This is a genomic window from Cohnella cholangitidis (assembly GCF_014107495.1).
Taxonomy (GTDB): Bacteria; Bacillota; Bacilli; order Paenibacillales; family Paenibacillaceae; genus Cohnella; species Cohnella cholangitidis.
This window is the reverse complement of the sequence record NZ_CP041969.1, coordinates 3,746,780-3,773,244: the sequence shown is the minus strand read 5'-3', so window position 1 is coordinate 3,773,244 and position 26,465 is coordinate 3,746,780. Positions and strand designations below refer to the sequence as shown.

The window sequence follows — 26,465 nt, the reverse complement described above, 5'->3', positions numbered from 1 at the left end:
CTCCTTAGAAGTTCCAGTTTCTTCTCGGTTTGTAAGCGGCGCCTTCAATAAATTCCCGTTCGGTTTCATGCGGTAACCCCGTCATCTCGATACCGGCGGATTGCGAGACGACCAACATTTTGCAAGCCATCTCGAGCGTCTGAAGCGCCATTCTGGCTTCCCGGATCGAAGTATCGTATACGAGAACCCCATGATTCTCGAGCAATAGGATGTTGGCCGACTTCGCTTTCGCCCGAACTCCTTCTCCCAGTTCTTCGCTGCCCGGATGGAAGTAAGGCACCCGCTCTACTTTCTCCAAGTAGTACATCGTTTCTATGAACCAATTGGTCGGAATATCGATTTTAGAAGCAGCTACTAACGTACTATAGAAAGGAGAAGCATGCAAGACCGCATTGATCTCGGGACGTTGTTCGTAGACGGCGCGGTGCATGGGCGTTTCTTTGGAAGCCTTTCGGCCTTCCGTGCCATAGGAGTTGCCCGCAAGATCGCACTCGATCAGATCCGCATCGTCCAATTCGCCAAGGAAAGTTCCGCTGGCCGTGATCAAATAACGATCCTCGGACGTTCTTGCGCTGATGTTGCCCGAATTCCCCCACGCGATCCCGTATTCCATCATATACTTTCCGGTTTGTTGCAGCTCTTTTCTAACTTTGTCGATATTTTTCATAATGGATTATTCCTCCCCAGGCAGCTCGGCAATGGAAATGTTTGAAAAATGGGAATGGCCGCTTAGCGGCCATCCAAGAAACGCTTATGATTTATCTCCGGCTATCGGTTATCCCAACCAATTGGGAATGAGCATTGAGATCTGCGGCACATAAGTGATCAACAACAATGTCAGCAAGAGAACGATATAGAACGGCACCATGCCTCTTGTGATCTGCAGAAGATTGATCTTTGCCAGTTGAGCCGATATGAACAAGTTGATCCCCAGCGGCGGCGTACACATCCCGAGCGCCAAGTTGACGATCATGATGATACCGAAATGAACCGGATCGATACCGAGCGTTACGGCTACAGGTACTAGTAACGGCGCAAGAATAATAATCGAAGCATTAGTTTCCATGAACATGCCGACTACCAATAAGAATACATTGACCAGCAGCAAGAAGACGTAAGGATTATCGGAAATGCTAATGAAGAACTGCGCAACATCCTGCGGGATACCTTCGCGCGTAAGAATCCACCCGAACAAACCCGCGCTTGCCAGAATGAACATAATCGCCGAAGTCGTGACGACGGACTGGGTAAGAATATTCATAAGCTTCGGCAGTTTGATTTCCCGATAAATGACCACGCCGACAATGAAAGCATACGCCACGGCGACTCCGGCCGCTTCCGTAGGCGTGAAGAACCCTCCGTAAATCCCTCCAAGGATAATAACCGGCATCAGCAAGGCGAAGAAAGAATCCTTGAATGCTTTCCACAATTCCTTACCGGACTTTCTCGTTTCTTTCGCGTACCCGCGTTTCTTGGCGATAATCAAAACGGTAACGATCAAAGACAACCCGATCAATAAACCGGGGATGAAACCGGCCATGAACAATGAACCGATGGAAGTCTCCGTCGATATACCGTAAAGAATCAACGGAATACTTGGCGGAATAATAACGCCGAGCTCGCCCGATACGGATTGAACTGCCCCGGTGAAGTTTTTATGATACCCCCGGGCAATCATAGCGGGAATCAATATGCTTCCTAAGGCCGCTGTAGTCGCTGCGCTCGACCCCGAGATCGCGGCGAAGAACATGGACGTCACAACGGTTACGATCGCCAGCCCCCCCGAAAAATGTCCCGTTAGAGCATTCGCGAATGCGACAAGCCTTCTGGAAATCCCGCCGTATTCCATCAATACTCCGGCAAGAACGAAGAAAGGGATCGACATAATCGGGAACGAGTCGATAGAAGTGAACGAACGTTGCACAAGCACGGTAAGCGGCGTGCCGCCATCCCACCATATCGCAACAGCAGCGGCGAGACCCATCGATATGGCAATCGGAACGCCGAGAGCGAAGAACAGAATAAGGAAAGCAAATAGAATAATGCCCATTAGATTTGCCCCCCCGCTTTCAACGCTTCCGATACTTCCGATGTATCGATATCCTCATGCGTCATGAAATCGATAATGTTTGCAATACTGTTAATTATCATCAACGTAGCGCCGATCGGAATCGCCATGTACGGAATATCCATTTTGATGCCTAGGCCCGCCGACGTTTGCCGGCTTACGATTTCAAGCATATCCAGTCCTTTGAAGAGCAACACAACGAAAAACACGATGGAAATCAATGAAACCAGTATTCTTAGAACCTTACGAACTTTAGGTTTGACGCTTTCGGTAATGATCTCGATGGCGATCATTTTGTGGTTTCTAAGCGCGAGAGAGGCACCCAGGAATACCGTATAAACCATTAAATAACGCGCCGCTTCCTCGGACCAAGTGAGCGGATAATCAATTACGAATCTGCAAAGGACTTGCATAATGATAATGATGGACATAGCGCCGAGCATCAAGCCGACGACGATCCCCACTATTTTATTCAAGCCGTCTATTGCTTTCATAGTAGCCTTCATTGAGGTTATCCTCCTGTTGTAGGACTCGTACATGCCCATAATTAGGCAGAGCAAAGGAAGCCGGTGTCCGCACGCGGGTTACCTGCACCCCTCGACACCGGCTCCTCTGTATAGGTTTGCCTATTTTGTATTTACGATGCTGTCATACAGCTCTTGGCCGTATTTGCTCGCGAATTCCGCATGAACCGTTTTGGCTTTCTCCATGAACGGAGCCGTATCCGGTTCCACGACTTCCATCCCGCCTTTTTTCAATTGTTCCAACAGCTCTGCATCTTGCTTCGCAACCAATTCGTTCTCGAATGTCGTTGCTTCTTTGGCCGCTTCTTCGACCGCTTGCTGTTGTTCTTTCGTCAGCTTCTGATAAGTGATATCGCTCATCGTCAATTGTACGTAGCCATACACATGGTTGGTCATCATCAAATACTTCTGAACCTCTTGGATTTTGTTGCTCGCCATGAAAGCGATCGGGTTCTCTTGTCCATCGATAACTCCCGTTTGCAGGGAGGAGTATACTTCGCCGAATGCCATCGGAGTCGGGGATGCGCCCATCGCTTTCCATGCCGCGATAGATGCCGGAATTTCCGGAACGCGTACCTTCAAGCCCTTCAGGTCTTCTACTTTCTCGATTTTACGGCTAGCCGTCAGCTCGCGGGGACCGCGAACCCAGAATTGCAAACCGCGAATTTGCGCGTTGTCGAGCAGGTCTTGTTTCAGCTTTTCTCCGACTTCCCCGTAGAGCACTTTCTGCAAGTGGTCGTTGTCGCGGAACAAGTACGGAAGCTCCAAAATGGAATACGGCTCGTAGAAGTTGGACAATACGCCGGCCACGAGCGCGAAATCAACGGAACCGAGCTGCATGCCTTCGATCAAATCGCGGTCGTTGCCCAGCGTGGAGCTCGGATAAATTTCGACTTCGACGCTGCCGTTCGACTTTTCTTTTACCAGTCTGGCGAATTCCAAGGCGCCTTTGTGCCACGCATCGGATTCGCCTGTAATATGTCCTAATCTGAGTTTAACTACTTTACCCGAACTTCCTGCATTGGAAGATCCTGCGTTAGCGGACGGGCTTGCGTTGCTTCCTTCGTTTTTTCCGCAAGCTACAGCGCTTACAAATAACAGAATGATCATCATGGTTACGGCAATAGACTTCTTAAACATTCGTGTCTGCCCCCTAGTTGTGTTATATGATTGCTTAAGGATTGTCCGGCTTCACCGCGCCTCGGCGTGAAGCCGAACAGGCCTGCGTTGACTTAGTTATCGAACGTAACGAGTACTTTAAGCGATTGATCTTCCTTCTTGTCGACTAAGCGGAATCCTTCCGCCGCTTGCTCAGGCGAAAGCCTGTGGCTGACGATGGCCTCAAGGTTGACGGCTCCGGCGGCGATCATGTCGATCGCGGTAATCGTATCTTCGCGGGTATACGTCATGCAGCCCACGATTTCTTTTTCTTGGTTTTGCAAATTGTGAATGTTGAACGTTTGGTCGCCATGGAACATAGCGATGGTAACTACCCGCCCGCCTTTGCGTAGCAGAGCAAGCGATTGATCTACGATGCCGGGAACTCCGGCCGCGATCAGAACCTTATCGAAAGTTCCGCCGACGATAGCCTTCGCGTCCTGCATCCAATCCTTTTTGTTCATAATGTTCAAAGTATGGGTTGCTCCCATGTTCATTGCGCTTTCCAAAGCGTAATCCATCACGTCGGTTACGAGAAGCGTCGTTGCCCCCGCCGCCTTGGCCGCCGCCATAGCAAGCAATCCGATCGGGCCGGCGCCCAGGATCGCAACCTTGTCCCCGACTCCGATGCCCGCTTTGCGAACCGCGTGAACGCCTACCGCGAACGGCTCGACCAGCGCGCCTTGCTCGTAATCCATTCCGTCCGGCAGCTTGAATACCGTCTGCTCGGGAGCGGCGAAATACTCCGCCATCGCTCCGTACCAAGCTCCGATTCCGGGAGCTCCCCGGTTCTCGCAATAATTAACGTTTCCGGTCAAACAGTATTCGCATGTGCCGCATCCGGTTTGCGGTTCAACGGTTACCCGGTCGCCCGCTTGAAATTTCGTAACGGCGGATCCGACTTGGACGACTTCCCCCGACAATTCGTGGCCGATAATGACCGGCGGTTTACGGAATGGATGAAGCCCCTTATAGGTGTGAATATCGGAGCCGCAGATGCCTGCCGCTTTCACCTTGATCAACACTTCGTTGTTGCCCGGCTCGGGCATGTCCACTTCCTTGACGACAACCTCATAAGCATCTTGCACGAATACGGCTTTCATGGTTAATCTCTCCATTCTGTCTGGTCATGCTGCGTTCGGTTTTCCTTGTTCTCTCTATATAAACAGCTTGCTCTTGGAATGTTGCAGATGGTCGCGCATCTTGCCGACGCATTCTTCGTTGCCTTGCTTCAACAGTTCGTAAATGCCTACATGATCCTGCCAGAACCCGACCATCCTATGAGGGTCTTTGCGCAAATGGCGCAGCGTAATTCTGAGCAGATGATCCTGGTAGTTCAATAGCACGCGGTAAATTTCCTGATTGCCCGTAAAGCGGCAGATCAGCAAATGGAATTCATGGTCGGCTTTACCGAATGCCTTCACGTCGAGACGTTGGACGATCTCTTCGGTCGCCTTGAGATTAGCCAGCAACAACTCGCTCTGTTCCTCGTTCAATTTGCCGAGAATGGCTTGAATGTTGAAAGTTTCAAGCGCCGTCCTAAGATCGTAAATGTCGATGATACGGTTGATAGCCAGATCGTTAATGATGATGCCTTGTTTGGAGGACACGGTTACGAAACCTTCAGCTTCTAAGCGGGTTAGAGCAGATTTAATAGGAGTTTTGCTCATCTCCAGCAATTCAATCAATTCGCGCTCGGATAAGAACCGGCCCGGTTCGAATCTTTCGTCAAGAATGCGTTCCTTGATCTGATCGTAGGCTATATCCTTCAACAACATGGCAGCTCCTGGATTTTTGGAATCCTCCATCGCTTGCGGTCCCCTCTCGTCTATCTCGTCTTTACCCTTCATTCTAAGGCGGCATCCCTTACTTTGGCAAAATAATCCGGGCTGCCGAACTGGCCGCCTTTCAGGGCAAGCTCGATCCCGTCCATTCGGGCGTCCTGCGCATAGACTATGCATAGCGGCGCCCCGGGCGAGATAGGCAAAAGCATTTCCATTCCGTAGATCCCCATCTCGCTCGTCACGAATCCGGAAGTGTCTCCGCCGGCGATGACGACTCTGCGCAAACCGGACTGCTGCATGATGTGTTTGGTCCATCGTCCCAGTTGCCGTCCGATATGCTCCCCGGCTTGGGAAGGAAGGATTCCTTGGTCGGCAATCCGCTTACGGGTGTCGGCAATCGATTCATCTTCCGGTCCGAGTGCCGTATAGAGCACGACGCTCTCGCCGGCGTCCAGCAGGCGTATCGCTTGTTCCAGCATGTCCTGCGGCAGATTATCCCCGTCGGCAAGGGATTCGGGCGATATTCGAATACCATGGAATCCTTGTTCGATAGCGGTTTCAATCTGACGCTGACTTACCGGGGAAGCGCTGCCGGAAACGGCCAGAATCCGTTGAGCCGGTACTACCGATGCGACGATTGGACTTAAGTCTCCGGAAGGAGCTATCCCGGCCTTCTGCCAATAGGCCGTCAGAGCATACTCCACGCCGGATGAACCGACCACGAACCTTTCTCCTGCTGCCGCGGCTTCCCAGACGAGGCCGCCGCTCAGCGTTAACCTATCCTCATCCAGCACATCGAATAGCAGAACCGACGGCTTTCCTTCCAGCTTCTCGCGGAACCGCTCGCTTACTTGTTCAGGCTCGCCTTCCAGTTCGAGAATATTCATCAAGCCGATCTCCTCGTCGAGCTGTTGTCCAAGGTGAAGGCGAAGATCGGCTTCGTGCATCGGCGTAACCGGATGGCGAGACATGACGGGATGGCGATCCAAGCGGTATATTTCGCCGTTCATCCGGGCAAAATGCTGGCCGAACAGCGTATATCTCCCGAGCGCCGGCGCACCTACGAGCAATGGAACGGTTTGCTGGTCCGGGAAAAATTCCCGGGACGTCCGAATCGCTGCTCCGATGCTCCCCACCTCCGGCGCGGAGTCGAACGTGGAACACGTTTTATAATGAACGACCGGCGCGTCGAGACGGGACAGACGCGACATGATCGGCGTAATTTCCAGAGCCATGTCCGCGGGCGATTTCGCCCTGCTCGTCCCCGCGACGCCTATGCACCGAATGCCCTCGAACCGTCTAAGCATGTCCGGCGTCGGCGCTTCTAGGAACAGTACCGTACGGTATCCGCTTCGGGCCAGCGCTTCCATGGCATCGGTTGATCCCGTAAAATCATCGCCGTAGAACGCGAGCAGAAGTTGATTTTGATTCATGGTGATCTTACCTCCAAGCTATTGCTACTTGCCTCCGAATGCGCTTATCGCTCCTTGGAGCTCCGGATGGGATTCGGCATACTTATCCAGTTCAATCTCTTGTACCGCGGCTTCCCATCCTAGCTGCATGCTGCGAACGCCTTCGGCTATCCCGCCGGGATGCGCTAATATCCCCCCGCCGGCTAAATGAATCACATCAAGAGTACGAATCGCGCGATAAGTCGGTATTGCGCTCCCGGCCCATTGTGCCGAAGAGAGCACCGGCATGATCCCATAGCCTCCGAACATCGGCTTCAGACAATCGCTAATCGACCGAATAACCGATTCGTTGCTCTCGGCGAACTTGCTATCCACTCCGTTCGTGTGGAGATGGTCAACGCCCGCCAAGCGGCAGAGCTTCTGATACGCGGTAAAACTCATTCCCAAGAGCGGGCTTCTCGTCATAGCTCCCCACTGCGTTCGGTGGCCGTGTATCGGTAATTCGGAATATCCCCGAAGATGCGCCACTCCTGCAAATCCGACACTGTTCACGCATACCATGACGCAAGTTCCGCCTGCCCGGAGGACCGTATCGTGATTTCGTTTCATCTCGTCGATATCGCCCGTAACGTTGAAGGCATACATCAGTTTCTTGCCCGTTCGGTCCGCGGCTCTGTCGACTTCGGCCATGACGATCTTGACTCGATCTTCGAAAGGCGCGTACGGCGGATTCGCGCACAGCTCGTCGTCTTTGATAAAATCGAGCCCCGCTTCCGCTAGCGTGCGGACAAGCGGGCCATACTCTTGCAGCGGAAGCCCGATGCTCGGCTTAACGATCGTTCCGATCAACGGCCGATCATGCACGTTCGCCAGCTTCCGGGTTCCTTCAATACCGAACCGCGGTCCCGGATACCTATCGGCGAAAGCGGTTGGAAACTCGAGATCCATCAGCCGCAATCCCGAAAACTCCCGAAGCTCGTACAAATTGCCGGCGACGGTAGACAGAAGATTGGGCAAGGAAGCGCCGAAATTGCGAAGCGGAAAGCTTAGTTTTACGATCGCTCTTCTGTACACCGGTTTTTCCATGTCCTTCGGGATATAAACGCCCGGGAGCGAAGGAACGTCGGCTTCATCAATCGTTTCAATATTCACCACTTTAGCCGCGTGTAGAGCTTTAAGCTCGGGAGTTTCGCCAGGCACGGATACGAAAGTGCCCGTCGATTGTTCTCCCGCCATCGTTGCGGCAGCTTTCTCTAAGGAATACGGCGTCTCTATAAGATAGGTAGCTATCACTTCTTGTTCTTTCAAATGGTGCTGCCTCCCCTCTTGTTGACGATACTTTCCGCGGAGCTTTCGAGGCCGAATACGTTCATTTTCATCTTAGATCTATCATAGATCTATGTTGGATCTATTTGATATCTATATTATGTGGAGCGCTTTCATTTGTCAACTCGTTTAAATAAATTACCGGCTTGCATATTATTCCAACGCAAAAAAAGAACAACAACGGCTATGGTTTGCCGACCGTGTTGTTCTTCGCGAAATAGGATTTGTTCTAAGCTAGCGTACGTTGAGTCGACTGCCTCTCGATGATTTCCGATGGCAGCTTCACGCTCTTCTGCACCATCGCTTGCGGGTTCGTGTTGATCAAATCGTATACGAGCTGGAATGCCTCTGCCCCCAGCACCGCGGGATTCAAGTTCAATCCGGTAATGGACGGCGATACCTTGTCCAGATAGGTCGCGTTGTTGAACGAAAGGATGCCGACGTCTTCCGGCACACTCTTATTCTTGCTTTGGCAATACTTCATAGCGATCAGGGACATGATGCACTCCATCGTCAGAATCGCATCGAAGGCAATACCATCCTCCATTACCTTGTCCAACGCTTTCGTAATGTCCACTTCTTCGTTGCTGCTGAACACGATATTCGCGGAAACGTCGCCTCCGCACTCTTCGATAGCCCTACGGTACCCATGCATCCGATCATACATGACATCCTGCTTGAGATTCGGCGTTAGGAACAGAATATTGCGGTATCCTTTGTCCAATAAATACTTAGTCACCATATAACTATCGCGAATATTGTCATTGTGAACGGAGAAGATATTAGGATTCATGCTGCTGCCGATCATCACGAACGGGATATCCTTCTCCTGCATGCTTTTCAGCAGCAAATCCTTATCCGACGACATGACGCTCGTGAAGATAAAGCCGTCCGCTTGTTTCTTCTTGAACAACCGAATCGATTTCTCGATTTGCTCTTCTATATTGTAGTACAACGAGAATTGAACGTTGTAATCCGATTTCTTCGCCGCATCCGATATTCCGCACAGCACGTCGCTGAAAAAAGGATTCCCCAGCATTTCCTTCGGATCTCTGGCAATCGAGAAGCTGATCGTTCCCGACTTGTTCAGAGCTTGAGATTGTATCGGAATATAGTTGACCTGCTCCATGGCGGAATAAACCTTGGCCCTGGTCTCGCTGGCGATATTCCCCTTCTGGGTAATCACTCTCGATACGGTAGCCGGCGATACGCCCGCTAGGAGAGCAACATCTTTAATTGTCGAGATATGAAACACCCCCGCTGACCGAATCACTTCATAAACTTTCCATATTTTCTTATCTTACTATGACCGTTCAGTTTAAATCCAGCATTCCCTTTACCTACTTAACCGATCCGGCCGCTGTACCGGATAGACTGGAAAACGAAGGGATGTCCACCGATATTACGCCTTCGAAAGCGGAAATGCCGCGAACCGCCTCCACGATCTTATCTACCCGCGGAGTCTTAACGTTTACTCGGACAAGGACGGTTTGTTCTCCCCCCTCCTTCTCCTTATTCGACTGAACGAGCAAAGTGGAAATCAGCACCCCATGCTCCCCTAATTTCAGAACGATTTGACCTAATAAATCTTGACGGTCGTACATCTCGATATTCATCTCGTGTTTTCGATACTTGCGCCACATGTACTTCTCCCATTTATTGAATACGAATAAACTGATCAGCACGAGGAACGAAGCCAGAATCGCCCCGTAGTAAAAGCCTGCCCCAACGCAGAGACCTATCGCGGCCACGACCCAGATCGAAGCCGCCGTCGTCAAACCGGATACGTACGAACCCGTGCGAATGATGGCCCCCGCTCCTAGAAAACCGATCCCCGTAATCACTTGCGCCGCCAACCGGGCAGGATCCATTCTTACGTTGAGCTCCTTCGCGAAATCTCCGAACCCGTAGATGGACAACAACATGATCGTCGCGGAACCGACGCACACCAGAATGTGGGTACGGAACCCCGCCGCATGGTTGTTAACCTCCCGCTCGAACCCTATCAGCCCGCCTAATACTAGAGCCGTCAAGATGCGCAGAGTCATATCCGAATAGGTAATATGCCAAATATCCGAGCTAGCTATATTCATTTAGTCGCACTTCCTTCCCCTTCGTTAGGAAGGGATGCCGCTTCCCCGTCACAATTCCAAATAGCAAGGTTTTCTTTGCCTGAAAATCACCCATTGCTTGTAGCCTATCTGCCGCAAAGTCTCGCGAACCTTCTCCCAACCGTCTCCGACCCGGCTCGGATGATGCGCGTCCGAACCGAACGTAATATCGACTCCGTAATAGCGCGCGCGCTCGATCACGTCCGCGGAAGGGTACCATTCATGAGACGTATTCCGAAACCCGCTCGTATTCACTTCCATGGCCACGCCTTTCTCGGCCATCATTTTGAGCGTAGGTTCCATATAAGGAGCAAGCAACCGCTGAAAAGAGTCATACCCTCTATTAAACCTGTCCAAATGCCCGATAATATTGACCCATCTGCTATGAACCGATAACTGGAACAACTCGATGAATCGCTTGAATTCCAACTCTCGCTCTCCATCCGAAGCGGCGCTCCAGTCCAACCCGCGCATAATGCGGTCCGGGGCCGTAAAATGAATCGACCCGATGACGTAATCGAGCGGATAACCGTCGTAGACTCGACCATATAAATCGAGATGTTCCTTGTAAATATCCGACTCGACGCCAATGAGCAGCTCGATGCGGTCCGCGTATTTCTTCTTTAATTCCCCGGCCTCTTCCACATACTTGGCAAATTCGCTGCGGGCCATCGCCAACCCCGGAAAAGGATGATCGTCTTGCGCGAAAAAATAAGGGGAATGATCCGAAATGCCGAGAACCCGTAATCCTTTGGCAATTGCGCTCTCTATATAATCCTCCAATAAACCAACAGCATGGCCGCACCTTTCATGGTGCGTGTGCAAATCGAACACTGCTTCTCCTCCGCTCTTCCTCATTCCGATTATCCTTTTTCCGCTCCCGCGGTCAGACCTTCCACCAAGAAACGCTGGAAGAACATAAACACTAAGGTTATCGGCAACGCAACCAGCACGCATCCCGCCGCGAAAAGCGTAAACTGCGTAGAGAATTGGCTGCTCACCATGTTATACAACCCGACCGCGAGCGTCTGGTTTTCCTTCGTCCTCAACACCATTTGCGCGAAAATAAAATCGTTGAACGCGCCCGCGAACGAAGTTACCGACAGATAGACGATTAACGGCCTGGACAACGGCACGAAGATCCGGAAAAAGACGACCCAGTGGTTAGCCCCGTCTATTCTGGCCGCTTCCTCCAAACTTCTCGGAATCGTGTCGAAATAACCCTTTACGAGCAGATAGCCCATGGCCGCCCCCGCCGAGTAAACGAAGATCAGCGCGGAATGGGTATTCAGCAAATTCATGTTCAGTAGCAAAATATAAACGGCGATCATGCTCATGAAAGAAGGAAACATCCCCAGAACGAACAATCCCGTCATGAGCCCTTTGCGACCATAGAAGCGGAATCGGGAGAACGCATAACCCGTCAGCAATACGAAAAAGGTACTGCATACCATCGTCACGACGGCGATCTTCAACGTATTCACGTACCATTGCGCAAAAGGAAACATCTCGAACAGCCCGCGGTAATGCTCCAAGGTAAACCTTTCCGGGACAAGATGCTCGCTATAGAGAGACGTTCCCGGCCGGAAGGACGCTAATACGACCCATAACGCCGGGTAGATGGTGATAACGGCAATAATAAGCAACAACAAATGGACGATCGAAATATTCAGCAGTTTTTTGAGCTTCCTATTACTCACCATCAGTTAAGATCCTCCTCTCTGAACGAACGGGTTCTTCGGAAATTCCAAATCGATAAGGTTGCTAGAATGACGAATATGATAATGCCGATTACCGAAGCGAAGTTGTAATTCCCTTGATTGATCGTCAGGTTGTATAGCCAAGTGATCAGAATGTCGGTATGTCCGGCGAATTGGTATTCGCTATTGGCCGGATTCCCGTTGGTCAACAAGAAGATCGCGCTAAAGCTGTTCACGTTGCCGGCGAACATGCCGATCAGGATCGGAGATAACGAGAACATAACGCTCGGGAAAGTAATCATTTTGAATTTCTGAAAGGCCGAAGCTCCGTCGACTTCCGCGGCTTGATAGAGTTCTTTGGGAATCGTCGTGAGGATCCCGATGATGAGAAGCATCGATATCGGGTACCCGTGCCAGAGATTAACCAAGAGAACCGTTGCTTTGGCCCAAGTCGGATCGGAAAGCCAAGACGGCCCTTGAATGCCGAGCCATTTCAAATATTGATTGACCGGTCCGAACTGAGAGTTGAACATGTTGCGCATGATGAGATATGAGACGAAGCTGGGAATAGCGAACGGAAGAATATAGATCGTTCTCCACAACGATTTCAGGCGGGTACTCGAGCTTTGCACGAGCAGGGCTACGCCGAATCCTCCGAAGAACGTCGTTATCGTCGCCAGAACCGCCCAGATGATGTTCCATGTAAAAACTCCGTAGAAGGTTTTGGCCCATTTGCTTAACGTAAACAATTCCTTGAAGGCATCGAACCCGATCCAATCCAGCAGATTGGCAGGCGGCAAATACTTCGGAGAAGAATAGTTGGTGAAAGCGATCAGAACCGAAAACACTAACGGCAACACGGTGAAAAAAAACACGAAGGCAAGCGGCAGAGCAATGATCAACTGCGGGAACTTTTGTTGATTGATATATTGCAAGGTACCTATGAAACGGCGAGGCGCAGCCCCCTGCTCGCGGGATTTCCCCACGCGATAGGCATCCTTAATGTTCGCAACGTATGCAATGACAAATACGATAAGCGCAAATATGACGATTAACGCTTGCACGATCAGGAATATCGAGTGATCTCCGGGAACCATCTTGTACACTTTCCCGACCAGCTCCAAATGCTGGCTTTTCTCGCCGAGGGTAACGATTCCCCACAGCGCATCCTTCAGGTTCCATATCACGTAATATAATCCGCAACCATATAACAGGAGCATTAAAATTCCCTTTATATATTGGCGATTATAGATTTGCCCTAATCCCATAGCGATGACGGAAAGCAAGGCAGCCGTCTTCCTATATTGGTTCATTATCAGGAATGCACTCCTTCGAATTAAGCGATCACCCACCGGGAAGTGGGTGATCGCCTAATCGTTCATGGTATAGAAGATATCGAACGATTATTTTTCCCTTGTTGTTCGATCCCGGCTTTAATATCCTCAACGGACTTGTCTAAAATCTCTTTCACGTCCCCGCCGTTCCAGATCAATTCCAGAGAAGCGGTCGAAGGGCCCCAGATTTGGGTTGCGGGAAGAATGTTAGGCATCGGCTGCGAGTTTTTAATTTGGTCCGTAAATGCTTTTACGACCTCGTTGCTTGCGATCTTCGGATCGGAATCCATGCCGTTGCGCGCCGGAATAAGTCCGGTCAACTCGAAGTTTTTCATGGCCGCTTCCTGCGTGGTTGCAAAATGGATGAACAATTTCGCGGCATTCGGGTATTTGCTGAACGAGCTTACATAGTAAGCCTTAACCCCGGAGAAGCTGATCGGACTTTTGCCGTTCGGCATTGGAGGCAACGGAACCGCGCCTACTTCGAACCCGAGCTTTTCTTTCGTGAAATTGCCCAATTGGGAGACGCCGTCCATATTGATCGGCAGCTTGCCGGTTTGGAAGAGGCTTGTCTTTACGTCCGCCGTCGCGTCTACCGCTTTAATAGGCAGAGCGTCGCGCAAGCTTTGGTAGAATTTCATGCCTTCGACGGCGCCATCGTTATTCAAACCGATATCGGAAGGATCCGTGCCGTTAGCTCCGAACACGTATCCGCCGCTGCCCGCGATCCAGGAATAGTTATAGTAAAAGTCGTTTACTTGCCACATCAAGCCGAACTTGTTATTCGCTACGTCGTTATAGCTCTTAGCAAATTTGACGATGCTGTCCCAAGAGGCGAGATCTTCCTTTTTGACAAGATCCTTGTTGTAATACAGCAAGTACGTTTCAACGTTGCGGGGGTAACCGTAGATCATTCCGTCTAATGAGACGGCGTCGACTAACGATTTAGGATAGTTGGCCTTCGTTTCTTCGGCGTAGAAATCGTTAGGGAGCAGAATACCGGAAGCAACCGCATCGCCCAAAGTGTTGTGCGGCATAACCAAGATATCCGCGCCTAAACCGGCAGGGCCGTCGGTTTTCAGCTTTTTCCGTTGTTCGGTAGACGGCACTTCTTGAAACTCGACCGGAATATTGTATTTAGCCGTGAACTCTTGCGCGATCGCGTCGATGAAAGGCTTCTCGTCTTTGCCTTCCCAAATAATCAACTTAGCGTTCGGTTCCGGCGCCAGCTCCTCTTCCCCGGTTTCCGCCGCCTGCGTACTGGCCGCGGCGGAGGAACTTGCGCTGGGAGCAGAATTGTTAGCGTTATTGGATGAGCATGCGCTAGCGGAGAAAGCGGTAATGAGCGCTGTCAGCAAAAGCATTGTCTTTTTGAATTTCATTGTCGAACCCCTCTCGATTAATGGTTGGTTGTTGCGGATTTAATCGGAAACGTGCGCTCCCAGATGTCCCGTATGGACTACGGCGGACTCGCATTGACCGGCGGCATTCATAACAAACTCTACGATTCCAGCATTGTAAACCGGGATCGTATCTCCGGGATTGGCGATTTGTTTCAAATCCGCGGTAGACTGGCCATGCCCGATAACGACAATATGTTCGTCGGTCCCCAAGTCCGGAGCGATATGGGCATCGTAGAACGATCGGACCCTAGCTCTAACATCGCTCGGCTTTTCAGGCCACACCGGCCACCACTGCCTGTTCTCGTCGTGCGTATGCAAGAACCGCACATTCGGGTAACCGCTTACAAGTTCGGCGCAGCTCTGCCAGGCGTAATCCCTATAGTCCGTCCATTGCTCCAGAAACATCTCCGACATTTCGGGAACGAGAATGATCGGCAAGTTACAGAATCGGCTAATCGGCAACGCCGACAGAATCGCTCTCTTCAATGGGCTGCAATAGATAGCCTTGACGTTGATGTCCCGAAAGAAGGAAGGAATTTGGTTGGCCTGCCAATAACCGATATCGGAAAGCTCGCAATTCGCGCCTCCGCCTTGCCCGATATTCATAGTCGTTTGCGCGTGTCGAATAACATACAGATGCAAAAGATGGTTTCACCTCCTTCTCTATGAAACAAGTTGCACGATGGGAGCAAAATTTAAAGAAATGCAATTCGTGAAACGTGTTTCATTTGATTTCATATATATTTCATTAAATTTCATTATTATTAAATCACATTTAGTTAGTATTGTGAAGTAGAATAGAGCTATTTCTTTTGAGCCATTGCGATAATAAGTTGTAAACGCACGGATAACAGGACATTTTGTTGCTTTATTTTATGCATTGTCAATTAGTATTTTCATAAAAATTTCATCGTTTTCCGAAATTAATTTCATTAAAAATCCAAAAATGGCTCCTACATCAACACCACTCTCTAAACCGCTGCGAGCGGTCTATGTGGGTTTGCGAGTTCGTTGGTCGTCGGTCATAACAAAAAACACCGACCAAATATCGGCCAGTGCAAATTTCGAACGATTTGTTATTTCCGAGCGATCTCCCATCGGCGTACCATCACGACGTAACAAAGGATCGCTCCTAAATCCGTTACCGCAATAATGATTCCCATCGGCAACGCGTTCGCGCTTCCCGCGATCCCGACGATCGGCGCGAGCACGCCCCCGAGCAGAAAGGAAAGAAGTCCGAGCAGCGCCGATGCGCTGCCTGCCGCATGTCCTTGGTTACGCATCGCGAGGGAGAAACCGGTCGTGCTTACGATACCGACGCTCGAGACAACGAAGAAGAGCGGTACGAGCAGCGCAGCCAGTCCTGCCGACGATCCGATCATGGCGAGCAACAAGCTTCCGCTTACGGATGCGATGATTAATCCGCTCAAGAAAAGCTTTTTCTCGTCGATTCTGCCCGCCAGGGCTCCCGTTATTTGCCCCGCGATAATAATCCCGACGCCGTTAACGGCGAAGAATAAGCTGAACATCTGCGGGGATACGCCGTAAATGTTCTGCAATACGAATGGCGACCCCGCGATATATGCGAACATAGCCGCGCTAACCAAAGCTTGGGCCAATGCATACCCCATGAACATACGGTCGCTTAACAGACGGCGGAACGTAGTCAGCGTCTCGCGAATCCCTCCGGACATCCTTTTATTAACCGGCAGCGTCTCCGGCAAGCCGAACAGAACGGCCAATAACGTGACTACTCCCCAGCCCGCCAGAACGATGAACAACCCTTCCCATGGCGTAACTTTGAGCAATTGCCCCCCGATGACCGGCGAGAAGATCGGAGCGGCTCCGTTAACGAGCATCAGCAACGCGAAGAACTTCGTTAATTCCGGTCCCGAATACAAATCCTTCACGACGGCTCGGGAGATCACGATGCCGGCCGAACCCGCCATACCTTGCACGAAGCGCAAAAGCACAAGCACCTCGATCGAAGGGCTGAACACGCATAGCACGGAAGATACGGCATAGATCAATAAGCCGATTTGCAACGGCATACGGCGGCCGCGGAAGTCGCTTAACGCTCCGGCGAACAGCTGTCCGACGGACAAGCCGATCATGCAAGCCGTTAAGCTTAACTGGGCATAGGAAGACGTGGTGTTCAGATTATCCGCAAGAGTCGGCAACGCCGGCAAATACAAATCCAGCGATAGCGGTCCGAACGCCGATAACGACCCTAGAAGAACGACCAGCCAGAGCATATTGGTTTTCTTGGTCTCTTTCGCGCCGAGCGCGAGTTGATCATGATGTCGATTCATTATGCACCTCTCGTCTCTAACATCCCCTATCATATTACGGGCGAATTCGAAACATCAACCGTTTTCCTCTGCCGAGACGGATTGCCCTTTATTCCCATAGTTCAACTCCTGTTATATAATACAGATGTTCCCATTGGCGCGCCCTTAACGATATTAACGATAGGAGATCACGCATGGACATCATTCAAATTCCTACGCACTTGATCGATGAAGATAAAGAACAACCGAGATATCAGTTCGACGAGGAAGCTCTGCAAGAGCTTATGAGCAGCATAGAAGAGCTAGGGTTGCTGTCGCCTATTAAAGTAAGAACCGCGAGCGACGGACGATATAAGATCATCTATGGAAATAGGCGTTACAAAGCCTGCACGGCCCTTAACCTCCCGACCATTCCATGTATCGTGTCCAACGTTACCGACGAAATGGAAATTTACTTGGAGCAGATCGCGGAGAACTTAACCCGCCAAGGCTTCTCCCCGATCGAGGAAGCCGAAGCTTTCAATAAGCTGCTAACCGATCCGAAATTCAGCAGCTCCGTGAAATACTTGTCCAGCAAGCTCGGCAAGCCGGAAAATTACATTAAAAACAAGCTGGAGCTGCTTAAGTTCAGCAGCGCCGTTCGCTCGCTTATCGTGTATGGGACGGAGATCCGCAAAGACAAGCTGACGGAAGACCAGCTCATGCCGCTCAAAGACTTGTCCATGGAATATCGGGATTCGCTAGCGTTAATCATGGCGCAAGACGAAATGCCCGTTCCCGACGTCAAACGGATCGCGCGTTTGTTCAAGGATAAGGAAATTTCCGACAGCACGAAAGGCAAGCTATTGTTCAAGACCGGTCCGCAGCTGCTCGAAACTTGGTCCTCTTTCGAACAGACGAAGAAAGAACGCGCGAAGAGCGCCGAACCCAAAGAAGAGACCGTTACAGATAAGGCGCCTTCTCCGTCGCCCGCCAGCGCGGTTAGAGGAAACGGCGAACCCACGGAACCGGGTACCGCAGCACGCGCGGAGAAACCGATAAGCCCATTGTCGGCGATTACATCGGTTCTCGATTACGGCTCTAACGAAGAGACCGAGCTTGCGGAAGATCGGGAGCAACCTTCGGAAAGCTTCATCGAAGGCATGCTGAACCTTTTGCTCGCAACGCTTCCCGCTCCAAGCAACCTGTCCCCCAAAGATTTGCCTGATCTCGAAGGCGTTGAAAGAGCGCAGTTCGTTCAGGACGTCGATACCCTTATTAACGATTTAGAGAAACATCTGGCGGAGTGGCGATCGGTAAAAGACATGATGCTGGTTAAACCATAATTGACCATGAGAAAAGGACGCCCTTATCGAGGCGTCCTTTTCTCATGGTCAATGACCAACCAAGCCCTCTCCTATAGCGATAAGCCGTTCCTTGGTTACGGATTCGGAAGAGCTGCCAACGCTGTACACTACGGTCACATCCTGAAGCGTTTCGATCCAGCTCAGCATTTGGAATTGATTCGTATCGCTATACAGAAAACGATTATTCAGCGTATACAACGCTTCGGTTCCATTCAGATCTACTTTTTCGTTCACGGCCTGAGCAAGACCGACCATCTTCGTCCGCTGCGCAATAATCTGCATGGATACCTTGATCTCGTTCCGCTCCGCATCGTTATAAATCGTCGTATAGGCTGGCCATGCCGAGTTTTCCCGGACGATTTTCCTCCACGCGATATCCTTACCCTCATCATTCACTTCGGATTGCAGCTCTCTGGCAACGTCCGTCTCGAAAATCGTTCCTCCGAACGGGAGTTCCTCTTCTCCTCCCTTAAACTTCAAACCGTTCGTTTCCTCGGCGGGGAGCCTGAACTCGGGCAAACGCTCGCTTAACTTGGCTTGCCAACCCGCATAGTTTTCATAAACGACCGGATTAGACACGTACTCCACATAAGGGAGTCCCTCTCCCCCCGAAGGCGGCTCGGGAGTGATAGCGGCAATCTCGGGAGAATAGACAAGCGCCTTCTCCCCTACCTTAAGTTGAGCTTTCACCTGTTCCAATTGCGCGCGTACTTGGCCGGCCAGGCTCTCGTTATACTCCGTTTGCCCTGCGTTCACTTCAATCTCCATACGGAACCGGTCATCGCCGAGCGTAATGAAATACCGCGCCGTGAATCCCATGATCATAAGGGCAAGCAGGCCGATAAACACGATTTGCAGCGTTCTCTTGCTCGACGTCGTCTTGCGCTTCCTGCCGGTTTGTTTTTCGTGCGTGTTTTTGATTCTCTCGTCCAGCTCCGCCGGACTCGTCATATCCAACGCGGCAGCATGGTAAGCCTCCGTTAATTGTTGTTCAATCCGCATGAAGGGATGCCTCCTTATGAACGATCTCTTGCCCGGTCAACTGGCGAAGCTTGCGGATGGCCGAATGGTGCCTCGATTTCACCGTTCCGAGAGGAATGTTAAGAATACCCGCAATATCTTCGAGCGAGCAATCTCTGTAATGCCTTAATACGATGACCTCTCTCAATTTGTAAGGCAACCGATTCACGAGCGCGATCATTTCGGTCCTTTGCTCGCTTGCCAAATAACGCTCGTCCGCCTGCACGCCGGCCGGTTCCACGGCGTAGCTCTTTGCCCGGTCGAATAAGCGAATCGTACGCCATATTTTGCGTTTCCAATTGTTCGCCTGCCGTACGACAAGACCGTTCAGCCAATATTGAAAAGACTGGTTGAAGTTGTAGTTCGGAAGCGATCGGTGCAGATTCAGATAAACCTCGCTCATTACATCGCCGGCATCTTCCTTGTGATTCAACAAAAAAACAAGCAAGCGGTATACGTCGTCCTTGGTCTGTTCGTAAACGTATTGGAATGCATCCGAATCACCCTGGATCATTCTCGCGAGCCACGGACGGATTTCTTGATCCTGCATAGGGGGCGCCTCCTAGTGGGTATTCGTCCTATATTGGTTCGATCTTGTCAAAAGGTTCATTTCGGACAAACGGCGCGATCGTCCGTCGGTTGGAACCGCCCCAAACCGGACAAGCCGTCCTTCCCCTTTAGGGCGCAGAACGGCTTGTTTGAATTAATAGGATCAATAATCCCCGTTCAAATCCCAATCCCTGTAAAATGTCCATCGTCCCTCGGGGGTGAGATCCATCTCGACTAGCAGCTCGTATTCTTGGGTATAGCTTCGTTCCGACTCTTTGAGGTTTGGGTTATTATTTTCCTCGCTATAGAGAATTCGGGCATGAACGGCCGCAATCGAATCATCTAGATACAAGACTCGCGCATCCAGCAGCTTTTCGACCCTATCGGAATAATCGCCTTCGAACAGCTCTTGCAGGAAAGACCCGTACGTCTCATCCGTTATCGTCGCCTTTTCCCACTCTTCAACGAAATAAGGAGAGAGGGATTTCATGGCTTGTTCCAAGTTTTCCTCGTTCATAGCCTTATAGTAAGTTTCTAAATCCCGAACGACTTGTTGAGTTTCAGTCTGTCGGGTCGCTAACTGTTGCTTAGCCGATTCGTCGGCGTCCTTCGGTAAATCTTGCGTAAAATGAACCCACTCCGCGTTGGCGATTTTCCATTGTCCTTGTTCCCGACGCAGAAAGAATCTACGTTCGACGCTTGAGCTTACCGCCTGGGTTTCGGAGCGGAAACCCGCCGTCACGACAGCCCCTTTATCGGATAAGTACACGATGTCTCCCATCCAAAATTCAAAGCTTCTATTCGGTATTTTCTTACGGGAAGAGGAGGCCTCCAAATAAATGCGATCGGGATTATCCAACGTAACCAGATCGGATAGGGGCTGACGGGTCCCCCGATAGTAAGCCTCCAACAGTTCCCTGACGTAACCGTCTTGCCCTAAGCCATACTTGGTCAATCGGAATGCTCTATTCGAACTATCGTAGCTCAAATGATATCCAAGAGCAGCCCCCAACGCGCGAACGGGCACATACAGCCGGCCCTTAACGGCTTTAACGGGGATCGGAAAGTCATATACTTGATCTTCGTATTCAAATAATGCTTCATCCGCCCGTATGCGGATCGTTTTTCCGTTTAAACGTCCCGTTACCGCTCCGGTTTCCCCGTCGTTCCCGATTTTACCGCCAAACGCATCGAGTAACGCTCTAAACGAAACCAAAGTCACCCCGTTAACGGCGATAACCTCGGATCCTTCTAAACTTACATCGTTGATCGTAATGCGTGTTTTAGCGCTTTCCGTTGCGCTCGCAGGTCCGGCAGACAAAACAATTACCGCCGCGATTAGGAATGCGTATAATACAATTATTTTTCTCATTGCTCCCGCCTAGTTTATGACATTAACCAATGTCAACTTATTCCATCCCCGTCCCCCGAATTCCTGCTCGCGGAGCCGCATGCCTCCATTCGCCGGTGAACCGACATATCCCACGGATACCAGATGACGTGGAACAAGACGTGTACGGTCATGGCGGCGATCAGCCCATAGCGGTAGAGTAAGTATCCGCAGATAAGGGATACCCAGAGGTTGCCGACGATCGAGGTTCCGATGAACAGCGGCGACGGCTTGCACCCTTCTTGAAGATTGACGGGAAGATGCGCCAATCCGAATACGATTCCGGTTACCGCGATTCCTATCCACCAAGATGCTGATTCGCCTAGATTAATCGCGGATAGCGCCCACATGGCAACCGTAAGCGCCCCCCAACGGAAGATCACCTCTTCGACAATCCCTCCGGAGGTTATCCGCGTCCATAAGCTTAACCGATTCCTTAACCTTTCGGAGATCGCGACCGTTTCCTCGTCCAGCCGGGAACGCACGAATCCATAATAGGCTATCATCCACGCCCCCGCGCATAGGACGCCGGATAGAGCCCCCGCCTTCAGTTGACGATAGAGATCGGACCATTGCGCTTCCCCGCGCGCGGCTCCCTCGAGGACAAGATCGCGTATGCCGACCCCGCGACCCAAATACACTCCTGCGGCTGCGCATAGAGCGACAATAACCAAAGTTTGCGTCGCGACCGCTGCGAACAAGGACGTATCCGATAACTTATTATCCGGTTTATCCGCCAGCGCCCGAACGGAATATTGGCTCATCAGCACAATCCCCGGAAGGCAAAGTCCCGTTAATACAAGCACGTTATAAATATTAGGCATGCGCGCTTTTCTCCTCTGCCGGATGGTCTCTATGCAAATGGATTTTCAACGACGGCAGGACGGAAATCATGCAAATAACCGCAGCGCCTAGATAAACGGGAATAACTCCCGCGACGGAACTCCACATCCCCGATACCGAAGTCCCGATAAGCAACGCTCCCATGAATAACGGCGTGACGATCCCGTTTACTCTACCTACCATGGTTTGCGGGATCTTCGTAATGACATAGCTGCCCACCGCCGTATTGACGATTGCCAGCATGATCCCGTTCAAGAAACGGAAAGCCCCCGTTAAGAGCGGCCATACGGACAAAGCCTCCACGACAAAGGTCAGACTAAGAAAGATGATGGCGACAGGAAAAAGATAACGAACCTTCAGCAAACCCGTGAATCCGGCCGCAACCAATGCCCCGATCAATAACCCTGCGCCGTCCGCTGCCGCGAACCACTGCAACTTCTCTTGGGATAAACCGAGCCTTTCCGTCACGATGAAGATTTCCAGAGGATTGACTAGCCCTGCCGCCAGTCCGATCATCGAGAACGCCGCGAATAAGCGGAGGAGACTTTTATCCGATCGGATGAACCGGATCCCTTCGGACAAATCCTCCCGGAGAGTCGTCTTCTCTTCATTGTTGACGGTTTCGCTTCTGGGCAGGAACGATAGAATTAACGCGGAGAGGAGGAACAGCGCCGGCAATACGGCCAAGGAAGCGGTCAATCCCGCCCATTGATAGATTCCCGTGCCCGCTATCGGGCCTAAGATCAGAAATAAGGAAGAGAGGCTTTGCGTAATTCCGATAGCCCCCGGAACATGCTCTTCCGGGATATGTTCCTTGAATACTTTGGCCGATGAAGGCTGGGAGAATTGGCTAAGCACGGCGGAGACGAATACGGCGGCGTATATCGCTTGCCAGCCGTCGTTTGCCACAAGCACGATAATAATGCCGATCGACGCCGCGCTGAGAATGTCTCCTGCAATCATCGTGCGCTTAGGATTCCACCTGTCCGCGAATAACCCGCCGACGATGGAAAATATGAATATCGGCGCATACTCCAGAAGAGATAACAGCGAAACGGCTGCCGGATCTCCCTTTGTCTGATCCATGATGAAGAATAATAACGCCATGTTACGTATCCATATCGCGAGCTGCTGCAATAGATCGGATACGAGGATAATACGGAACGTGCGGTTTTTCAAAAGCATTTTTACCCTCTCCCTTAGTAGACCGACCATCCGGTCTAATTAATAGTGAAAAAAGAGGCGCCAAGCTCTTACTTTGCTTTGGCGCGAATTCCGTCCAACATAAGCCGGACTGCTTTCTCATAATAATCTCTTACTTTATTCTGTTCTTGCTCGCGATCGATCATATAATAAATTTTGCCTAGACCTTCGAACATGCTGCTCACGATCAACACTTGCTCATCCAGATCGGCTTCCGCGAAATCGCCGCTCTCCATTCCTTCGCGAAGCACGTCGCGACACGCTTGCGAGCTATTATTGCCGATCCGCAGCACGCGTTCGAAAACATCGTCGGTAATGACCCGGCTCCGGGAAAATTCCTCCATCGCCTTCAACAACGGATTCTGAAAGTCGTTGGCATAATGCTCCGCCAAAGCGTACATTTGCTCTTCGATTCCGTTCAGAGTCGCCCGCTTCTTGTTCCATTCGTTCTGCCAATGCTCCGAGTCTTCCTCGATCACAAACAGGAAAAGCTCATCCTTGCTCGGAAAATGGTGATACAGGCTGCCTTTGCTTACGCCGGCCTCCTCGCACACCTCGTTCATCGTAACCGCTCCGTAGCCTTTCTGGATAAACAGATGCTTCGCCTTATTCGTAATCCGTTTCTTCGTTTCTTCGCCGTCAGAGCGTCCTTTAACCATGATGCACCACCTTAGACCGACCGGTTGGTCTAATTGTAACCTATTCAAGCCGCGCTATCAAGGTTCAAGGTTTCTTCTCGTAGACAAGAGCTCCCGTTACGAGTTTTTTGTTTTCTTGATCTTGGTTGAACGTAATCATAAACAACTCGTCTCCGCGAGTGCCCGAATACATGTAATAGCCTTCTTCTTTCATTTCCAACGTTTGCGTATATCCCGCATCCTTAATGTAATCCCGGTAAATCTTCAGCACATCGTCGAAAGGCTTCTCGATCTCGACCGACACCGTATAGTTGCCCGAATTCTCGCTGTGGGTGGAGGCCGTCACGTCCATGCCGCCCGGTAGCGGAATTTCGGACGGGAATCCTTCCGGCACCTCCCCTTTGCTGGAAAGCGTGATTTCATTTCCGTCCTCCGTCTTGTAAGTCAGGCTGCCCTTATCGCCGGAACCTTCGAGTTTAATATTGTTGCCCGTACAACCCGTCACTGCCATCACGATCGTAACCGATAACGCCAAAATCATCCTTATACCCACTTTCGCTTCCATTTCGAATATCCCTCCATCAAGGATGCGCTTGAGACCTTCATGACCGTCATCCCAACGCATATTCCTAAGCTCTTACAATCCTATAACGAGCCGAAGTCACATGACCAGTTACCCCGGTCACCGCTATAGTCATCCAAGACGAATGGAGGATATTGTAAGGGATTCGCGAATAATGTCTACATAGTTCATCTCCTAAAGGAGCACGCAGCTTATGGATTACCATCATCTTGATCGGATTAAGCTTTTATTCCCTTGCTTCCAATCCGTTCCGAACGAGCATTGGGTCAACGCGGAATTACTCTCTATCGATTCCTCTACTCCCCACGCGATCCAAGAAGGCCATATTTTTCGGCATACGATGTTCATCGTCGGCGGCAGCGTTCGAATATTCAAAATATGCCCCTCTTCCGGCCGAGAAATGACGCTCTATCGCGTAAATGGCGGTCAATGCTGCTCGCTCATGCTGGCCAGCATTCTAGGGGAGACGGAATACGAGGCGTCCGTGCAGGTCGAAGAGCCTACGGAGGTGCTATTGATCCCCGTTCCCTTGTTCCGAGGTTGGATGGACTCTCTCCAGCCGGTTCGGCAATTCGTGTATAAGCAAATGATGGGTCGGATCATCGACGTCACGACGCTGCTGGAACAAGTAACGTTCCAGTCGATTCCTCTCCGACTTTCGGACTATCTGCTCTCCCGATTCCATGCGTTGCAATCCGATACCTTATGGATCACTCACGAAAAAATAGCCATCGAACTCGGGACCGCCCGCGAAGTCGTCACGCGTACGTTGAAGAGCTTCGCGAAATCCGGAGCGATCGCCTTAAAGCGAGGACAGATCGTCCTATTGGACGGCGGCAGCCTGCAACGGCTCTCGAAACGGGCAAACGTGACTTAGTCACGGAAGATTTGCCGTTCTCCCCTTACAATCGCGTATAGAACGACGATTGAACGAATAGGAGAGGATACTAATGAAACCTTACTACACGCCCGATAACCTGAAACGGATACCCGAGCTTGTTCGGCTTGCCCCGCAAACCGCCAATTCCTTTTTAACCTTCGAAAAGAACGTATACCACGCCTCCGACGCCATTCCTTTGAAAACGAAAGAGCTCATCGCCATCGCCGTCGCCCACCTGACGGGGTGCCCTTATTGCATCGACGTCCACGTCAAGAAATACAAGGAGCTCGGAGGTACGCGGGAAGAAATCGTCGAAGCGGTATTGGTCGCCGCATCTACCCGGGCAGGAGCCATACTCAGCCATGCCACGCATGCCTTGAACGCGTTCGACGGCGTACCGGGCAACCATGCTGATTCGTCGGCAGACGAACCTTCTTCGGATCTCTCCGCTAAGGGACCGGAGTGCTTTTGCTGAATACAACCCGCTTCTAACAAAACACCCCCGGCCAGGCGCGAAAGCGCCAAGCCGAGGGTGTCGGTGACTCCGTTACCGGAGAATCTCTTTGATCCTTTTCAGGGTGTACCCCGTATGTTGGACTAAATCCATTATCGTAGCACCGGGGTTCATTTTAATATATTCCTTAACAATAAGAGCCTCGGCAACATAGAGCTGCTGGCATTCCTTGCAAAGCGTATCCGGCCTTTGAACTTGTAGTTTCCCGCACCTGTTGCAATTAATCAGTTCCATGTTAGCTCACCCTGACGGTTTGGTAGTCTTGTCCTACGTCTGCGTTCGTCACTGAACCTATTGTACCACTCGATAAGGAAATCGTCTCCTAAACATTATTTTTCTGCCTATCCGCGCCTAGGTCTTACGGTAGATCAATCATAATAAAAAGCCG

At 51.0% G+C, this 26,465-nt stretch carries 26 protein-coding genes; 3 read left to right on the top strand and 23 right to left on the bottom strand.

What is annotated here, in order from left to right:
• Positions 1–4: 4 nt before the first annotated feature.
• From FPL14_RS17535 to FPL14_RS17460, 16 genes are all read right to left on the bottom strand, one after another.
• Positions 5–667 (bottom strand): class II aldolase/adducin family protein, encoded by a 663-nt coding sequence (locus FPL14_RS17535; RefSeq protein ID WP_182299005.1) that lies wholly within the window; start codon positions 665–667, stop codon positions 5–7.
• Positions 668–775: 108 nt separating this feature from the next.
• On the bottom strand, positions 776–2,050 hold the full coding sequence (locus FPL14_RS17530) for a TRAP transporter large permease (protein ID WP_182299004.1): 1,275 nt from the start codon (positions 2,048–2,050) through the stop codon (positions 776–778).
• Positions 2,050–2,574 (bottom strand): TRAP transporter small permease, encoded by a 525-nt coding sequence (locus FPL14_RS17525; protein WP_182299003.1) that lies wholly within the window; start codon positions 2,572–2,574, stop codon positions 2,050–2,052. The genes FPL14_RS17530 and FPL14_RS17525 overlap by 1 nt, the downstream gene beginning before the upstream one ends.
• Before the next feature lie 120 nt (positions 2,575–2,694).
• Positions 2,695–3,732 carry a TRAP transporter substrate-binding protein gene (locus FPL14_RS17520; protein WP_182299002.1) on the bottom strand — a complete coding sequence of 346 codons (1,038 nt, stop codon included), beginning with the start codon at positions 3,730–3,732 and terminating at the stop codon, positions 2,695–2,697.
• Positions 3,733–3,824: 92 nt separating this feature from the next.
• Positions 3,825–4,853 (bottom strand): zinc-dependent alcohol dehydrogenase, encoded by a 1,029-nt coding sequence (locus FPL14_RS17515; protein WP_182299001.1) that lies wholly within the window; start codon positions 4,851–4,853, stop codon positions 3,825–3,827.
• 54 nt (positions 4,854–4,907) lie between these two features.
• On the bottom strand, positions 4,908–5,600 hold the full coding sequence (locus tag FPL14_RS17510; RefSeq protein WP_229263555.1) for a GntR family transcriptional regulator: 693 nt from the start codon (positions 5,598–5,600) through the stop codon (positions 4,908–4,910).
• The gene (locus tag FPL14_RS17505) at positions 5,597–6,967 is read right to left on the bottom strand and encodes a four-carbon acid sugar kinase family protein (protein WP_182299000.1); all 1,371 of its coding nucleotides are present in this window, start codon (positions 6,965–6,967) and stop codon (positions 5,597–5,599) included. The genes FPL14_RS17510 and FPL14_RS17505 overlap by 4 nt, the downstream gene beginning before the upstream one ends.
• Before the next feature lie 24 nt (positions 6,968–6,991).
• On the bottom strand, positions 6,992–8,254 hold the full coding sequence (locus FPL14_RS17500) for a ribulose-bisphosphate carboxylase large subunit family protein (protein ID WP_182298999.1): 1,263 nt from the start codon (positions 8,252–8,254) through the stop codon (positions 6,992–6,994).
• Between the two features lie 247 nt (positions 8,255–8,501).
• Positions 8,502–9,545, bottom strand: a complete 1,044-nt coding sequence (locus FPL14_RS17495; RefSeq protein WP_182298998.1) for a LacI family DNA-binding transcriptional regulator — start codon at positions 9,543–9,545, stop codon at positions 8,502–8,504.
• A gap of 67 nt (positions 9,546–9,612) precedes the next feature.
• Positions 9,613–10,365 carry an MgtC/SapB family protein gene (locus FPL14_RS17490; RefSeq protein WP_182298997.1) on the bottom strand — a complete coding sequence of 251 codons (753 nt, stop codon included), beginning with the start codon at positions 10,363–10,365 and terminating at the stop codon, positions 9,613–9,615.
• Positions 10,366–10,413: 48 nt separating this feature from the next.
• The gene (locus tag FPL14_RS17485; protein ID WP_182298996.1) at positions 10,414–11,241 is read right to left on the bottom strand and encodes a histidinol-phosphatase; all 828 of its coding nucleotides are present in this window, start codon (positions 11,239–11,241) and stop codon (positions 10,414–10,416) included.
• A gap of 5 nt (positions 11,242–11,246) precedes the next feature.
• A complete protein-coding gene (locus tag FPL14_RS17480) occupies positions 11,247–12,086 on the bottom strand; it encodes a sugar ABC transporter permease (protein ID WP_182298995.1) in 840 nt (279 codons plus the stop codon).
• Positions 12,086–13,396: a sugar ABC transporter permease gene (locus FPL14_RS17475; protein WP_182298994.1), complete on the bottom strand. Its 1,311-nt coding sequence runs from the start codon at positions 13,394–13,396 to the stop codon at positions 12,086–12,088. The genes FPL14_RS17480 and FPL14_RS17475 overlap by 1 nt, the downstream gene beginning before the upstream one ends.
• Before the next feature lie 65 nt (positions 13,397–13,461).
• The gene (locus FPL14_RS17470; RefSeq protein ID WP_182298993.1) at positions 13,462–14,799 is read right to left on the bottom strand and encodes a sugar ABC transporter substrate-binding protein; all 1,338 of its coding nucleotides are present in this window, start codon (positions 14,797–14,799) and stop codon (positions 13,462–13,464) included.
• A 39-nt stretch (positions 14,800–14,838) separates the two neighbouring features.
• The gene (locus FPL14_RS17465) at positions 14,839–15,462 is read right to left on the bottom strand and encodes a histidine phosphatase family protein (RefSeq protein ID WP_182298992.1); all 624 of its coding nucleotides are present in this window, start codon (positions 15,460–15,462) and stop codon (positions 14,839–14,841) included.
• Positions 15,463–15,896: 434 nt separating this feature from the next.
• Entirely contained in the window at positions 15,897–17,132 is a 1,236-nt protein-coding gene (locus FPL14_RS17460; RefSeq protein WP_182298991.1) for a multidrug effflux MFS transporter, read from the bottom strand.
• Positions 17,133–17,305: 173 nt separating this feature from the next.
• Between FPL14_RS17460 and FPL14_RS17455 the strand changes: the two genes are divergently transcribed.
• Positions 17,306–18,436, top strand: coding sequence for a ParB/RepB/Spo0J family partition protein (locus FPL14_RS17455; RefSeq protein WP_182298990.1), 1,131 nt, complete (start codon positions 17,306–17,308; stop codon positions 18,434–18,436).
• Positions 18,437–18,484: 48 nt separating this feature from the next.
• Here the strand turns inward: FPL14_RS17455 and FPL14_RS17450 are convergent, their stop codons facing one another.
• The 7 genes from FPL14_RS17450 to FPL14_RS17420 form a co-directional block, all read right to left on the bottom strand.
• Positions 18,485–19,459: a hypothetical protein gene (locus FPL14_RS17450; protein WP_182298989.1), complete on the bottom strand. Its 975-nt coding sequence runs from the start codon at positions 19,457–19,459 to the stop codon at positions 18,485–18,487.
• Positions 19,449–20,027 (bottom strand): sigma-70 family RNA polymerase sigma factor, encoded by a 579-nt coding sequence (locus tag FPL14_RS17445; protein ID WP_182298988.1) that lies wholly within the window; start codon positions 20,025–20,027, stop codon positions 19,449–19,451. Before FPL14_RS17445 ends, FPL14_RS17450 begins: the two co-directional genes overlap by 11 nt.
• 162 nt (positions 20,028–20,189) lie before the next feature.
• A complete protein-coding gene (locus FPL14_RS17440) occupies positions 20,190–21,398 on the bottom strand; it encodes a copper amine oxidase N-terminal domain-containing protein (RefSeq protein WP_182298987.1) in 1,209 nt (402 codons plus the stop codon).
• Positions 21,399–21,430: 32 nt separating this feature from the next.
• Entirely contained in the window at positions 21,431–22,240 is an 810-nt protein-coding gene (locus tag FPL14_RS17435; protein ID WP_182298986.1) for a CPBP family intramembrane glutamic endopeptidase, read from the bottom strand.
• Positions 22,233–23,474, bottom strand: coding sequence for an MFS transporter (locus tag FPL14_RS17430; protein WP_182298985.1), 1,242 nt, complete (start codon positions 23,472–23,474; stop codon positions 22,233–22,235). The genes FPL14_RS17435 and FPL14_RS17430 overlap by 8 nt, the downstream gene beginning before the upstream one ends.
• A 38-nt stretch (positions 23,475–23,512) precedes the next feature.
• Positions 23,513–24,121, bottom strand: a complete 609-nt coding sequence (locus tag FPL14_RS17425; protein ID WP_182298984.1) for a TetR/AcrR family transcriptional regulator — start codon at positions 24,119–24,121, stop codon at positions 23,513–23,515.
• 64 nt (positions 24,122–24,185) lie between these two features.
• Positions 24,186–24,665, bottom strand: coding sequence for a hypothetical protein (locus FPL14_RS17420; protein ID WP_182298983.1), 480 nt, complete (start codon positions 24,663–24,665; stop codon positions 24,186–24,188).
• A gap of 211 nt (positions 24,666–24,876) precedes the next feature.
• Here FPL14_RS17420 and FPL14_RS17415 point away from each other — a divergent pair, with 211 nt between their 5' ends.
• A complete protein-coding gene (locus FPL14_RS17415) occupies positions 24,877–25,560 on the top strand; it encodes a Crp/Fnr family transcriptional regulator (RefSeq protein WP_182298982.1) in 684 nt (227 codons plus the stop codon).
• A 73-nt stretch (positions 25,561–25,633) separates the two neighbouring features.
• Positions 25,634–26,038, top strand: a complete 405-nt coding sequence (locus FPL14_RS17410; protein WP_182298981.1) for a carboxymuconolactone decarboxylase family protein — start codon at positions 25,634–25,636, stop codon at positions 26,036–26,038.
• Positions 26,039–26,465: the final 427 nt, after the last annotated feature.